Below are 13,818 nucleotides of genomic sequence, written 5' to 3'. Positions count from 1 at the left end.
CCCGGAGGGTGGCGGGCAGGACGCCCGCCATAAACTGCCAGGCATCAGATAAGTGAAAAGGCTATCCTCACGGATGGCCTTTTTGCGTTTTCGCCACCTGAAAAGATCGTTAACTGCTCGCAGGGTTATAAAGCATGGCGAAATACTGAAATATCTACCATTCTAATCTCGCCATTTTAACCACTGCATAATAAACGCGGCGATCTGCGGAATATCATTTAGATCTAACACTGGCAGTGATGTTCCGACAGGAATATCACTGGCCACCGCAATGACATGCTCATCAAATACCAACTCTTCCGCGCTATGCCTGCCGTTTTGCCGATAAAGTAAAATCTTAGGCACAGATTCATGCTTAAAACCTTCCACCAGCACCAAATCTAACGTTGATGTATCCATTCTGCTAACCAGCCAGTTAAGATCCAGAACAGGTTTATCAGGCGTTTCCGTCATTAACGCCCAACGCTGTGAACTGGCGACAATCGTCTGAGCTGCCCCGGCTTTACGTAGCTCATAACTGTCTTTACCAGGTTTGTCCACATCCATATCGTGATGCGTATGTTTAATGAGTCCCGGGCGTAAGCCTTCCGCGCATAATGCCGGAATTAATTTCTTTAATAACGTCGTCTTACCCGTACCGCTCCAGGCGGAAATCGCTAAAAGAGGGATCATGATGGTTCCTGCATACTTTGTAGATCCTCAAGCGTGTTGACGTTAATAAATGCTGATTTTACATCGCTAAAATCGACAGAATGCCCGGTAATTTTGCGCATAAATACCATCACGCGCCGCTCGCCTGCGGCCAGATAAGTTTCCAGTTCTGGAATTACCTCTCGGTTCACTAAAGCAATCGCAGGATGATCGCGTGCACCGTCATGTACCCAAACGGCCGGGGACGATTCTTTCTGCTGTATTAAGCGCTCTGCGAGAAATGGGGGGATAAATGGTGTATCACATGGGCAAAACAGAAACCACTCATTGTCGACTTGTTGCATAACAGACAGCATTCCGGCGAGCGGGCCAGGAAAATTGTTCAGGCTGTCAGTAATAATCGGGTAACCGCTTTTTTGCCAGCGATCAAGATTGCGATTAGCGCTAACCACCAGGTTTGTTACCTGGGGTTCTAACGCATCTGCGACGTGACGCCACAAGGCCTTACCGTTTAGCAACTGCAATCCTTTATCTATCCCGCCCATGCGTGTGGCCCGTCCTCCGGCCAGCACAACACCGGTTATTACCTCGCCCTGCATATTAATATCGCCTCTTTCATTGTGGGATTGTCCCTGCTAACGTATTCATATTAAGAGTAAGGAGCAACGCTATGAAATGTAAACGCCTGAATGAAGTCATTGAGCTTCTCCAGCCAGCCTGGCAGAAAGATCCTGAACTGAATTTAATGCAATTCTTGCAAAAACTGGCAAAAGAGGCGGGTTATACCGGTGAATTGAGCGATCTTTCCGACGATATTCTGATTTATCATCTGAAAATGCGCGACTCTGCGAAAGAAGCCGTTATTCCTGGCATTCAGAAAGATTATGAAGAGGATTTCAAAACCGCCTTGCTACGTGCTCGTGGCGTAATTAAAGAGTAAAAGGTTGTAAGCGCTGCCGCAGAACGGGCAATGAGATGATATCCTGAATCATTCGTACGATTATCGGATGTCAGGATGCACGATAAGGCTTTTACTTTTCAGACGCTTCACCCGGATACCATCATTGATGGTCTGTTTAATCTGGGAATGCGGGTGGATTCCGGTCTCACGCCGCTTAACAGCTATGAGAACCGCGTTTACCAGTTTCAGGACGAAGATCGTCACCGTTATGTGGTGAAATTCTATCGTCCTGAACGCTGGTCCGCAGCACAAATTCTCGAAGAACACCAGTTTTCCCTTCAGCTTGTCCAGGACGACGTTCCCGTTGCCGCGCCATTATCGTTTAACGAAAATACGCTTCACCAGCATCAGGGGTTCTTTTTCGCCGTTTTTCCAAGTCTGGGCGGACGCCAGTTTGAGGCGGATAACCTTGATCAGATGGAATGGGTTGGGCGCTATCTGGGCCGCATGCATCAAACGGGACGTAAACAGCGTTTTGTTGCTCGTCCTGATATTGGCATCAATGAGTATCTCCTTGAGCCGCGCCAGGTCTTTGAGCACTCCAGGCTTATTCCTGCCACGCTTAAAGAGGCTTTTCTTAGCGCTGCCGACAAGCTGATTGATGCGGTAATGGCACGATGGCACGGGAGCGCCAATATTTTGCGTTTGCATGGTGATTGCCACGCGGGAAACATACTCTGGCGCGATGGTCCCCTGTTTGTTGATTTAGATGACTCACGAAATGGCCCGGCTGTTCAGGATCTCTGGATGCTGTTGAATGGTGATAAAGCCGAGCAGCGCATGCAACTGGAAATGATCATTGAAGCGTATGAAGAGTTCAGTGCTTTCAATACAGATGAAATCGCGCTCATCGAACCTTTACGCGCAATGCGGTTAGTTTATTATCTGGCGTGGTTGCTCAGACGCTGGAACGATCCCGCTTTTCCCGTCAATTTCCCATGGTTAACCGGGGAAGATTACTGGCGCGGGCAGATAACAACTTTTCTTGAGCAGGTGAAGGTTCTGCAGGAACCCCCTCTTCAGTTAACGCCAATGTATTAATGTGATATACCCAGGAGAGAATTAATCATGAAAAAAATTTGGCTGGCGCTGGCTGGTATGATTCTGGCTTTTAGTGCATCCGCTGCCCAGATCACCGATGGTAAGCAATATATTACCCTTGATAAGCCCGTTGCTGGCGAGCCGCAGGTGCTTGAGTTCTTCTCGTTCTACTGCCCGCACTGCTACCAGTTCGAAGAGGTACTTCATGTTTCAGATAACGTGAAGAAAAAGCTGCCTGAAGGCGTCAAAATGACGAAATACCACGTCGACTTCCTCGGCCCATTGGGCAAGGATCTAACCCATGCCTGGGCTGTGGCCATGGCGCTGGGTGTGGAAGATAAAATTACCGTTCCAATGTTTGAAGCGGTACAGAAAACGCAGACCGTGCAGACCGTGGCGGATATCCGTAAAGTCTTCGTTGATGCTGGTGTGAAAGGGGAAGAATACGATGCAGCCTGGAACAGCTTTGTAGTGAAGTCTCTGGTGGCTCAGCAAGAGAAAGCTGCGGCTGATTTTCAACTGCAGGGCGTACCAGCAATGTACGTTAACGGTAAATATCAGCTCAACCCACAAGGGATGGATACCAGCAATATGGATGCATTCGTTGCCCAATATGCTGATACTGTTAAACAGTTAGTTGAGAAGAAGTAAAAACTGAACGCCGGTCACTGACCGGCGTTGTTGTTTGCGAGAAAAATTATTTTTTCCTCAGCCGCATTATTTCTGTTAACTGCCGATCCTTTTCTTCCCACAGCGTATTTAGCCAACGCTGAAAGCGGCGCTTAAAATTTTTATCATTCACATAATCGCCATGCAGATCTTCAGTAACAGGCTCAAGACTGACTCGCACCACAATCCGCGTCAGTCGGCCGCTTAGCATGTCGTAAAATGGCTGTTGGTCGTTCTCCGGATAGCATAAAGTCACATTCAGCAGCTTATCAAACTGCGAGCCCAGAACGCTCAATGCCATCGCGATTCCCGCCGCCTTTGGGGCCAATAAATTATTATACGGCGAACGTGTCTGACGCTGCTTTTCTGGTGTAAAACGCGAGCCTTCAACAAAGTTAACAATAGTCGTTGGATGGGTACGGAATTTCTCGCAGGATCGGCGCGTAGTCTCGACATCTTTGCCGCGACGCTCCGGATGACGAATTAAATAACCACGTGAGTACCGGCGCATAAAGGGCATATCCAGCGCCCAGCAGGCAAGGCCAATGAACGGCACCCAGGCCAGTTGCTGTTTAAGGAAGTATTTATTCATCGGGATATGTTTGCGAAACAGCACGCAGAGCACCACGATATCCGCCCAACTGTGATGGTTGCTGATTAGCAGATACCAGTTTTTCTTACTCAGCCCCTCAAGGCCCTGAACGTCCCATTTTAGCCAGGGATTAAGATATAGCAGTAGCGCCAACCCTTCACACCAGCAATACATCATGAAATTGCAAAAAACGGATATCGAGCGCCAGACCGGTGGAATAGGCACTAGAAGTTTAATCAGTCCGGCAACGATGATCGGTACGGAACAGATTATGGTGACTACGATGGTAAGGGCGATACTCAACGGAAACGTTATCGCAGCGAGTAATCTCGACATAGTTAATTTATTCAGAAAGTTAGGCTGACAAAGAACGCATTTAAACAACGTAAGGGGCTGATTTTATCAGAAAATACAGTAAATGACGGTTGTTACCAGAACAGAAAAATTTCTGGATCTTATATCCACATGGAACATTGAGTCATCATAATGATATTAACGATACAACTATAAATATAATGCTTTGAAAAATAATGAATAATTGATATGTGTGCTGTGCTGTTCTGCTCCGGATAGCTCTGGTTATAAAAATATACACAAAGTTATCCACAGATTAATGTGCAACACCCTCGCCAGCTACGGCGAATCTTTTCGACGAAATGTGGGAAAAATTCAGGATTTAATGCCCGTCTGTGGCATCCTTTACCGATAATCTGATAAACAGGCACGGAAATTATGGTTCAGATCCCAGAAAACCCTCTCATCCTCGTTGACGGCTCCTCTTACCTTTACCGGGCATATCATGCGTTTCCCCCGCTGACTAACAGCGCCGGTGAACCGACAGGCGCAATGTATGGCGTGCTGAATATGCTGCGTAGCCTGATTCTGCAGTATCAACCGACTCACGCCGTCGTCGTTTTTGATGCCAAAGGGAAGACGTTCCGTGATGAACTGTTTGAGCACTATAAATCTCATCGTCCACCGATGCCGGACGATCTGCGGGCGCAGATCGAGCCGTTGCATGCCATGGTGAAAGCAATGGGCCTGCCGCTGATGGCTGTTCCTGGCGTAGAAGCTGACGATGTAATCGGCACTCTGGCGCGTGAAGCAGAAAAGGCGGGCCGTCCGGTGCTGATCAGTACCGGCGATAAAGATATGGCCCAACTGGTTACGCCGGGAATTACCCTGATCAACACGATGACCAACACCATCCTTGGCCCGGATGAAGTGGTGACGAAATATGGCGTACCGCCGGAGTTGATCATTGATTTCCTTGCCCTTATGGGCGATTCGTCGGACAACATTCCGGGCGTGCCGGGTGTGGGAGAAAAGACCGCGCAGGCATTGCTACAGGGGCTGGGCGGTCTTGATACGTTATATGCTGAGCCTGAAAAAATCGCCGCACTGAGCTTCCGTGGCGCGAAAACGATGGCGGCGAAGCTGGAACAAAATAAAGAGGTGGCATATCTCTCTTATCAGCTGGCGACGATTAAAACTGACGTTGAGCTGGAGTTGGGTTGTGAAGAGCTACTGGTTGCACAACCGGTCGCGGATGAACTGCTGGCGCTGTTTAAAAAATATGAATTCAAACGCTGGATCACTGATGTTGAATCCGGCAAGTGGCTGCAGGCGAAGGGGACCAGGCCAGCGGCGAAGCCGCTGGAAGCCGTTGCTGAGGTGACAGATAAAGAAGAGCCAGCGGCGACGGCGCTCTCCGCTGAAAATTATGTCACGATTCTCGATGAAGAAACGCTGACGACGTGGATCGCAAAACTGAAGCAAGCGCCGCTCTTCGCTTTTGATACCGAGACCGACAGCCTGGATAACGTTTCTGCCAATATGGTTGGTCTGTCCTTCGCCGTTGAGCCGGGCATGGCGGCTTATGTACCGGTCGCCCATGATTATCTGGATGCGCCGGATCAGATCCCGCGGGATCGTGTGCTGGCGCTGCTGAAACCGCTGCTGGAAGACAATAATATTCTGAAGGTTGGGCAGAATCTCAAGTATGACCGGGGGATTCTGGCTAACTACGGCATTGAGCTGCGCGGTATCGCGTTTGATACCATGCTGGAATCCTATATTCTCGACAGCGTAGCGGGTCGCCATGATATGGATAGCCTCTCCGCGCGCTGGCTAAATCACAAAACGATTACCTTTGAAGAGATTGCCGGCAAGGGGAAAAATCAGCTCACATTTAACCAGATCGCGCTGGAAGAAGCGGGTCGTTACGCAGCGGAAGATGCTGATGTCACTCTGCAACTGCATTTGAAAATGTGGCCAAAACTTCAGCAGAACGAAGGGCCGCTGAACGTCTTTAAAAATATCGAAATGCCGCTGGTTCCGGTGCTTTCGCGCGTTGAGCGCAATGGCGTGAAGATTGATCCGGCCGTGCTGCATGCGCATTCTCAGGAAATCGCTAAACGTCTGGTTGAACTGGAGCAAAAGGCCTACGAGATCGCTGGTGAAGAGTTTAACCTCTCTTCACCAAAGCAACTGCAAACAATCTTGTTTGAAAAACAAGGGATTAAACCGCTCAAGAAAACCCCGGGCGGCGCGCCATCTACATCGGAAGAGGTGCTGGAAGAGCTGGCGCTGGATTATCCGCTGCCGAAAGTGATTCTGGAATATCGGGGACTGGCGAAACTCAAATCTACCTATACCGATAAGCTGCCGCTGATGATTAACCCGAAAACGGGTCGGGTGCATACTTCCTATCATCAGGCGGTTACCGCAACGGGGCGCCTGTCGTCCACCGACCCGAACCTGCAAAATATTCCGGTACGCAACGATGAAGGGCGCCGCATTCGCCAGGCATTTATCGCTCCGGAAGACTATCTGATTGTTTCTGCCGACTATTCGCAAATTGAGCTGCGTATCATGGCGCATTTGTCTCGCGATAAGGGACTGTTAACCGCGTTTGCAGAAGGTAAGGATATCCACCGGGCCACCGCGGCAGAGGTCTTTGGCTTGCCTCTGGATAGCGTAAGTAGTGAGCAGCGTCGCAGTGCGAAGGCGATCAACTTTGGCCTGATTTACGGCATGAGCGCGTTTGGTCTCGCGCGGCAGCTCAATATTCCGCGAAAAGAAGCACAAAAATATATGGATCTCTACTTTGAGCGCTATCCTGGCGTACTGGAATATATGGAGCGTACGCGGGCGCAGGCAAAAGAACAGGGGTACGTCGAAACTCTGGATGGCCGCCGCCTTTATCTTCCTGATATTAAATCCAGCAACGGCGCACGGCGCGCAGGTGCCGAGCGTGCGGCGATCAATGCCCCGATGCAAGGTACCGCTGCGGACATTATTAAGCGAGCGATGATCGCAGTCGATAACTGGTTACTGAGTGAAAAACCCCGCGTACGTATGATCATGCAGGTACACGATGAATTAGTTTTCGAAGTGCATAAAGATGACCTGGATGCCGTAGCGAAGAAGGTCCATGAGCTGATGGAAAGCAGTACGACGCTGGCGGTTCCGCTGTTGGTCGAAGTTGGAAGCGGAGATAACTGGGATCAAGCGCACTAAATACGCGACGGGTAAGGCCATTTTTTGTAAGTGAGCAACATAACTTATCGCTTTTTGTGATGATCATTTGAATTTGCTATGTAAAGAATGAAAAAAAACTACAAAAAATGCTTTATCCGTAACTGAAAGAAGAGTAGAGTTAAAGACGTAGGGTACAGAGGTAAGATGTTCTATCTTTCAGACCTTTTACTTCACGTAATCGGATTTGGCTGAATATTTTAGCCGCCCCGGTCATTTATGACCGGGGCGTTTTTTATTGCGCACAAGAAAATTTTTGCCATCTGGATGATAGCGAAGGGACGGCCCGGATAAAACTCTGCGCGCTGTTATCCGGGGAAACGGGGAAAATTATTTCTCGTCTTCAGGCGCTTCCTGAGGAGGGAGATCGCTATACCAGCTATCCAGCTTCTGGCGCAGTTTATCCACCCCCTGCTTTTTCAGTGAAGAAAAGGCTTCCACCTGAACATCACCGTTAAAAGCGACCACCGCCTCGCGTACCAGGTTGATCTGCGCTTTACGCGCCCCGCTGGCCAGCTTGTCGGCCTTAGTGAGTAACACCAGAACCGGTATATTGCTTTCAACGGCCCATTGGATCATCTGCTGATCGAGATCTTTTAGCGGATGGCGAATATCCATCAGTACGACCAGGCCTTTCAGACACAGGCGCTTCTCCAGATATTCACCCAGGGCGCGCTGCCATTTGATTTTCATCTCCTCCGGGACCTGTGCATAACCATAGCCAGGCAGGTCGACCAGGCGTTTGCCTTCAGCGACTTCAAACAAGTTGATGAGCTGTGTACGACCTGGCGTTTTTGATGTGCGCGCCAGGTTTTTCTGGTTAGTCAACGTGTTCAGGGCGCTGGATTTCCCGGCATTGGAGCGGCCAGCAAATGCCACTTCGATACCCGTATCTGCAGGAAGATGGCGGATATCCGGCGCACTCGTGACAAAATGCGTCAGTTGATAATTCCAGTTGGTCAAGACGGTCGTCTCCGTAAAATCAGGTTATAGTGGGGGATTATACCTGAACAGCAGAAAAAGACTGTTTTTAACCGTGCATGACCGTGCAGGCAAAGGCCATATGTTTTGTAAGACATTGACTACTGTATATATAAGAAATTCATGAGAAAAAACCGAGCGTAAATTATACAACCGTTTATAAATCATCAGATTAAATTGATGGAAAATTCTTAAATCTGTGTTTTTCTTGTACAGCGGGTTGTAGGTTTTTCTCAAACCAGTAAAGTAGCAATGAAGGGCGAGGATGCTTATCAGGATTGCGACTCAGGATGAGGGGTCAGGAAGCTCCAGGAAGGTGAAGACCACCGATTGTCAGGATGACACGCGTCTGGGAAGACGTTTTAACAAGGAAATGGACGTAACAGGGATCGTGGGTAGCTAAAGGAAAGACAGGGTGTGTCGTGAGCTAACATGGAAAGTGGAAGCCCATTAAGGGTTATCAGTGCGGAAAAAGGCGGCAGAGTAATCTGTCGCCTTTTTTCTTTGCTTGCTTTCTGCTAGATTCCGCCTCAATTCTATACTGAAGAAAATGGCCTGAAGATTACACATTATGAAAAAACCGTCATCCGTACCTCATGGCAAAAAAAGTCGTAAAACGCGCGAAGAATTGAACCAGGAAGCCCGCGAGCGTAAGCATCAGAAGAAGCATCGCGGTCATGCGCCAGGTAGTCGTATGACCGGCGCTCAAACTGCTTCAGCGAGTAAAAAGCAGGGCCAACAGCATGATCCCCGAATTGGCAGTAAAAAACCGATCCCGTTGGGCGTGACTGACAGTACCCCAACGGTTAAGCAGCATAAACCGAAGAGCGAGAAACCTATGCTTTCACCGCAGGCTGAGCTGGATTTGCTGGAGAATGATGAGCGCCTGGACGCGCTGCTGGAACGTCTGGAAGAGGGCGACACCCTGAATGCTGAAGAGCAAACATGGATGGATGCCCAACTGGATCGTATTGATGAGCTAATGCAGCAACTTGGGCTCTCTTATGATGATGATGACGACGATGAGGAAGAGGAAGAGCGCAAAGAAGATATGATGCGCTTACTGAAGGGTGGAAACTAACATTTGCATCCCATCGGGTTCCCGGTCCTGCTTATAACCCTTCTGGTTATATGTTATCTGCTGTGGTTATTCGTTAAACTACGACGGTTGTCGCGGCGTAAAAGCTGGCTGCGCAACCGGCTCATTACCCGAGGTGCGGTTGGGCCGGCGCGGCGTACCCGCCGACGGCACCATCGGAAGGAGTGAGCATGTCTGTGCAGTTAATCGACTGGGATCTGGCCCTGATCCAGAAATATAACTATTCCGGGCCGCGTTATACTTCGTATCCCACTGCGCTGGAGTTTTCTGCGGAATTTGGCGCCGCTGAATTTGACGCAGCGGTTGCCCGCTATCCGCAGCGACCTTTATCGCTGTATGTACATATCCCGTTTTGCCATAAGCTGTGCTATTTCTGCGGCTGCAATAAAATTGTTACCCGGCAGCAGCATAAAGCCGATCAGTATCTGGATGTCCTTGAGCAGGAGATTATTCATCGCGCCCCGCTTTTCGCTGGTCGCCTGGTGAGTCAACTGCACTGGGGCGGCGGCACGCCGACCTATTTAAACAAGGCGCAAATTAGCCGTCTGATGACGTTGCTGCGAACGCATTTTAATTTTAATGCCGATGCGGAGATTTCCATTGAGGTCGATCCCCGTGAAATCGAGCTTGATGTACTGGATCATTTACGCGCTGAAGGCTTCAACCGCCTGAGTATGGGCGTGCAGGACTTCAACAAAGAAGTACAGCAACGGGTGAATCGCGAGCAGGATGAAGCGTTTATCTTCGCCCTGCTCAACCATGCGCGCGAGATCGGCTTTACCTCTACCAATATTGATCTGATTTACGGCTTGCCTAAGCAAACGCCGCAGAGCTTTGCCTTTACGTTACGGAAAGTGGCGGAGTTAAACCCCGATCGTCTGAGCGTCTTTAACTATGCTCATCTGCCGACGCTTTTTGCCGCGCAGCGAAAAATCAAAGATGTTGATTTACCTTCGGCCGCGCAGAAGCTGGATATCCTGCAGGAGACCATAGATTCGCTGACGGCCGCGGGGTATCAGTTTATTGGTATGGACCATTTTGCTCGTCCGGATGATGAACTGGCGATAGCCCAACGTGAAGGCATTTTGCATCGCAATTTTCAGGGATACACCACTCAGGGAGATACCGACCTGCTGGGACTGGGCGTCTCGGCGATCAGTATGATTGGCGATTGCTATGCGCAGAATCAGAAAGAGCTGAAGAAATATTATCAGCAGGTAGATGAAACCGGAACGGCGCTGTGGCGCGGCATTGCGCTGACTCGCGATGACTGTATTCGTCGTGATGTCATTAAGTCTCTCATCTGCAATTTCCGCCTCGATTTTTCCGTGATAGAAGCGCAGTGGGCGTTAGATTTTGGCCGCTATTTTGCCCAGGATTTGCAGCTACTGGCGCCGCTGGCTAACGATGGGCTGGTGGATGTGAACGAAAAAGGCATTCAGGTGACGGCAAAAGGCAGGTTGTTAATTCGCAACATCTGTATGTGTTTTGATGCTTATTTGCGCCAGAAAGCGCGGATGCAGCAGTTTTCCCGGGTGATTTAAACCACTCACCCTCTCCCGAACAAGGAGAGGGTGAATGAATCAGTTAAACAGACCAACTATAGCTGCGCACAGAACGGCAGCTATCGCCGTTTGCGGCGTATGGCTGGCTGCAGCACCGCTCGATATAATATTTATGAGTGATTCAAGCATGATTTCCCCCGTCTTTCCGGGCAAGATCATACCCAATGCACTGCAACAGTAAAGTACAAAATAGCAGCAGTTTGCGCTGGGTGACTATTTTTTACACACTTCCGCCCGGCTACTCCATTCCTAACTCTTTTAGCTTACGCGTCAGCGTGTTACGCCCCCACCCCAGCAGACGCGCCGCTTCTTGTTTATGGCCCTGAGTATGGCGCAGCGCGGTGGTCAGCAATGTACGCTCCATTTCCGGCTGTGCTTCCGATAGCAGGTTTTGATGACCAGAACGCAAGGCGCGATCGGCCCATTGTCCCAGCAGCGTGGCCCAGCTATCCGGTAGCATTTGTGTCGGATTATCCGGTACCGCGGTTTCAAACAGCTCGCTGGGAAGATCCTGAGTCAGAACCTCCTGGCTTGCGGCCATCACTGTCAGCCAGCGACAGGTATTTTCCAACTGACGTACGTTACCAGGCCAGGCCAGCCGGGTCAGCGCCATTTCCGTTTCCGGATGTAGCAGCTTGGCTTCGACGCCCAGTTCACGAGCGGCAATTTGCAGAAAATGCCGCGCCAGGCGTGGAATATCCTCCCGCCGCTCGCGCAGCGGTGGGAGATGGACGCGAATGACGTTCAGGCGGTGGAATAAATCCTCACGAAATTTGCCTTCCTGCACGCGTAGTTCAAGGTTCTGGTGGGTAGCGGCGATGATACGCACATCCACTTTCACCGGAGCATATCCGCCTACGCGATAAAACTGACCGTCAGCCAGAACACGCAGCAGACGTGTCTGTACGTCCAGCGGCATATCGCCGATTTCGTCAAGGAATAGCGTGCCGCCATCTGCCTGTTCAAAGCGCCCCTGACGCACGGTATTCGCACCGGTAAAAGCGCCTTTCTCATGGCCGAAAAGTTCTGATTCAATCAAATCCTTCGGGATAGCCGCCATATTTAGCGCAATAAACGGGGCCTTCGCGCGCGGACTGTGGCGGTGCAGCGCATGGGCGACCAGTTCTTTACCGGTACCGGATTCTCCGTTGATCAACACGCTGATTGACGAGCGCGACAGGCGGCCGATAATGCGAAAAACATCCTGCATCGCCGGCGCTTCGCCGATAATATCGGCTGTCGGGCTATTCATCGGCGTATTACGTGGCTGCTGCTGTTCCTGATAATGGCTAATCGCGCGATCAACCAGCGCTACCGCTTCATCAATATCAAACGGTTTCGGCAGATAATCAAAGGCGCCTTGTTGATAGGCGCTAACCGCGGCGTCCAGATCCGAATGCGCTGTCATGATGATGACCGGGAGCATCGGATGACGCTGTTTAATCTGCTTTAGTAGCGCTAACCCATCCATCCCCGGCATACGGATGTCAGACAGCAGAACATCCGGGGTTTTGGTGGTGAGGGCATTAAGCACCTCGTTGCCATTTTCAAATGTTGTACAACTCAAGCCTGCCCCGGTGAGCGCGCGTTCAAGCACCCAACGGATGGAGCTATCGTCGTCAACGATCCAGGCTATCCCTCGTTGCATAAACACCTCTACTTCCGAATAGGCAGGTACACCGAGAATTCGGTATGCCCTGGCCAACTGGTAAATTCAATTTTGCCGGAGTGCTGATCGATAAGGCTGCGGGCAATAGACAGGCCGAGTCCGGTGCCGCCTTCACGCCCGCTAACCATCGGATAAAACAGCGTATCTTGTAAGTGGGATGGGATCCCTGGACCGTTATCTTCAACATCAATGCGTGCGGCGAGGCGGTAACGCACGCCGTGCAGAGTGAGCTGGAAGGCTGTTCGGGTGCGCAGGGTGATCTCACCCCCTTCCGGTCCCAGTGCCTGTAGCGCATTGCGCACGATATTTAGCAGCACTTGTTCAATTTGATCCGGGTCATGCGGGAGTTCCGGCAGACTCGGGTCATAGTCGCGAACCAGTTTGACGTTATCTGGCAACTCCATCGATACCAGCTTTACCACCCGCTCAGCAACTTTGTGGATACTTTCTGTTACGTGCATCCCCGGATGCTGTGGTCCCAGCAGACGGTCGACCAGATTTCTTAACCGATCGGCCTGTTCAATAATAACTTTGGTGTATTCCGTCAGCGTTGGATCGGGCAACGCTTTGCTCAGCAGTTGCGCCGCGCCGCGCAACCCTCCCAGCGGATTTTTAATCTCGTGGGCCAGACCGCGCACTAAATCTCGTGCGGCGACCTGTTGGGCTTGCTGAAGCTGTTCCTGGCTCAGGCGACGCTGATTATCCATTGGGGCCATTTCCAGCAGAATAAAGCCTTCTGGCAAACGTTGCGCAGTCAGGGAAAGGATGTGCGAGCGTCCGTCAATAACCAACGTCACTTCGTTATCGGTAAATCCCTGACCCGCCGCCAGGCTCTCTTGCATGAGGCCGATATTCAGCGAGAAATAGCTCAACAGCTCTGGAAGTGGCGTACCAAACAGCTTGCGTGAACTTTGCGCCAGCAACTGCTGCGCCGCCGGGTTCGCGTAATGAACTTCCAGGTCATCGTTGACCAGTAAGATACTGTTGATTAAAGAGTTAAGGATCTGCCCAGCATCGGGCAGTGTGCCTGTTGCCATCTGACAGTCTCCT

13 protein-coding genes are annotated in these 13,818 nt (G+C 50.5%); 6 read left to right on the top strand and 7 right to left on the bottom strand.

Annotated elements, in window-relative coordinates:
* Window positions 1-162: 162 nt before the first annotated feature.
* Both mobB and mobA read right to left on the bottom strand, forming a co-directional pair.
* Window positions 163-672: a molybdopterin-guanine dinucleotide biosynthesis protein MobB gene (gene mobB, locus FN037_RS22045; protein WP_142503161.1), complete on the bottom strand. Its 510-nt coding sequence runs from the start codon at window positions 670-672 to the stop codon at window positions 163-165.
* A complete protein-coding gene (gene mobA, locus FN037_RS22040) occupies window positions 669-1,250 on the bottom strand; it encodes a molybdenum cofactor guanylyltransferase MobA (RefSeq protein ID WP_142503160.1) in 582 nt (193 codons plus the stop codon). The genes mobB and mobA overlap by 4 nt, the downstream gene beginning before the upstream one ends.
* A gap of 71 nt (window positions 1,251-1,321) precedes the next feature.
* On the opposite strand from mobA, the gene FN037_RS22035 reads away from it, so the two are divergent.
* The 3 genes from FN037_RS22035 to dsbA all read left to right on the top strand — a co-directional run bounded on the left by FN037_RS22035 (window position 1,322) and on the right by dsbA (window position 3,304).
* Entirely contained in the window at window positions 1,322-1,591 is a 270-nt protein-coding gene (locus FN037_RS22035; RefSeq protein ID WP_138359672.1) for a YihD family protein, read from the top strand.
* Between the two features lie 75 nt (window positions 1,592-1,666).
* Window positions 1,667-2,653 (top strand): serine/threonine protein kinase, encoded by a 987-nt coding sequence (locus FN037_RS22030; protein ID WP_142503159.1) that lies wholly within the window; start codon window positions 1,667-1,669, stop codon window positions 2,651-2,653.
* A 27-nt stretch (window positions 2,654-2,680) separates the two neighbouring features.
* Window positions 2,681-3,304: a thiol:disulfide interchange protein DsbA gene (gene dsbA / locus FN037_RS22025; protein ID WP_138359668.1), complete on the top strand. Its 624-nt coding sequence runs from the start codon at window positions 2,681-2,683 to the stop codon at window positions 3,302-3,304.
* A gap of 46 nt (window positions 3,305-3,350) precedes the next feature.
* Here the strand turns inward: dsbA and FN037_RS22020 are convergent, their stop codons facing one another.
* Window positions 3,351-4,250 (bottom strand): acyltransferase, encoded by a 900-nt coding sequence (locus tag FN037_RS22020; RefSeq protein WP_142503158.1) that lies wholly within the window; start codon window positions 4,248-4,250, stop codon window positions 3,351-3,353.
* A 396-nt stretch (window positions 4,251-4,646) separates the two neighbouring features.
* Between FN037_RS22020 and polA the strand changes: the two genes are divergently transcribed.
* Window positions 4,647-7,436 carry a DNA polymerase I gene (gene polA / locus FN037_RS22015; RefSeq protein ID WP_142503157.1) on the top strand — a complete coding sequence of 930 codons (2,790 nt, stop codon included), beginning with the start codon at window positions 4,647-4,649 and terminating at the stop codon, window positions 7,434-7,436.
* Window positions 7,437-7,784: 348 nt separating this feature from the next.
* Here the strand turns inward: polA and yihA are convergent, their stop codons facing one another.
* Window positions 7,785-8,417 carry a ribosome biogenesis GTP-binding protein YihA/YsxC gene (yihA, locus tag FN037_RS22010; protein WP_138359662.1) on the bottom strand — a complete coding sequence of 211 codons (633 nt, stop codon included), beginning with the start codon at window positions 8,415-8,417 and terminating at the stop codon, window positions 7,785-7,787.
* Between the two features lie 589 nt (window positions 8,418-9,006).
* On the opposite strand from yihA, the gene yihI reads away from it, so the two are divergent.
* Both yihI and hemN read left to right on the top strand, forming a co-directional pair.
* A complete protein-coding gene (yihI, locus tag FN037_RS22005) occupies window positions 9,007-9,516 on the top strand; it encodes a Der GTPase-activating protein YihI (protein ID WP_142503156.1) in 510 nt (169 codons plus the stop codon).
* A gap of 188 nt (window positions 9,517-9,704) precedes the next feature.
* On the top strand, window positions 9,705-11,078 hold the full coding sequence (gene hemN / locus FN037_RS21995) for an oxygen-independent coproporphyrinogen III oxidase (protein WP_138359656.1): 1,374 nt from the start codon (window positions 9,705-9,707) through the stop codon (window positions 11,076-11,078).
* A 39-nt stretch (window positions 11,079-11,117) separates the two neighbouring features.
* Here hemN and FN037_RS21990 read toward each other — a convergent pair whose 3' ends face one another.
* The 3 genes from FN037_RS21990 to glnL all read right to left on the bottom strand — a co-directional run bounded on the left by FN037_RS21990 (window position 11,118) and on the right by glnL (window position 13,805).
* Window positions 11,118-11,228 (bottom strand): YshB family small membrane protein, encoded by a 111-nt coding sequence (locus tag FN037_RS21990; RefSeq protein ID WP_138359654.1) that lies wholly within the window; start codon window positions 11,226-11,228, stop codon window positions 11,118-11,120.
* Between the two features lie 109 nt (window positions 11,229-11,337).
* The gene (gene glnG / locus FN037_RS21985; RefSeq protein ID WP_138359652.1) at window positions 11,338-12,747 is read right to left on the bottom strand and encodes a nitrogen regulation protein NR(I); all 1,410 of its coding nucleotides are present in this window, start codon (window positions 12,745-12,747) and stop codon (window positions 11,338-11,340) included.
* An 8-nt stretch (window positions 12,748-12,755) separates the two neighbouring features.
* Window positions 12,756-13,805 (bottom strand): nitrogen regulation protein NR(II), encoded by a 1,050-nt coding sequence (glnL, locus tag FN037_RS21980; protein ID WP_138359650.1) that lies wholly within the window; start codon window positions 13,803-13,805, stop codon window positions 12,756-12,758.
* Between the last annotated feature and the right edge of the window lie 13 nt (window positions 13,806-13,818).

This window comes from Klebsiella sp. 2680, from assembly GCF_900198535.1.
Taxonomy (GTDB): domain Bacteria; phylum Pseudomonadota; class Gammaproteobacteria; order Enterobacterales; family Enterobacteriaceae; genus Klebsiella; species Klebsiella indica.
Note: the sequence above shows the minus strand (reverse complement) of the source record. Positions and strands in the feature narration are given on the sequence as shown.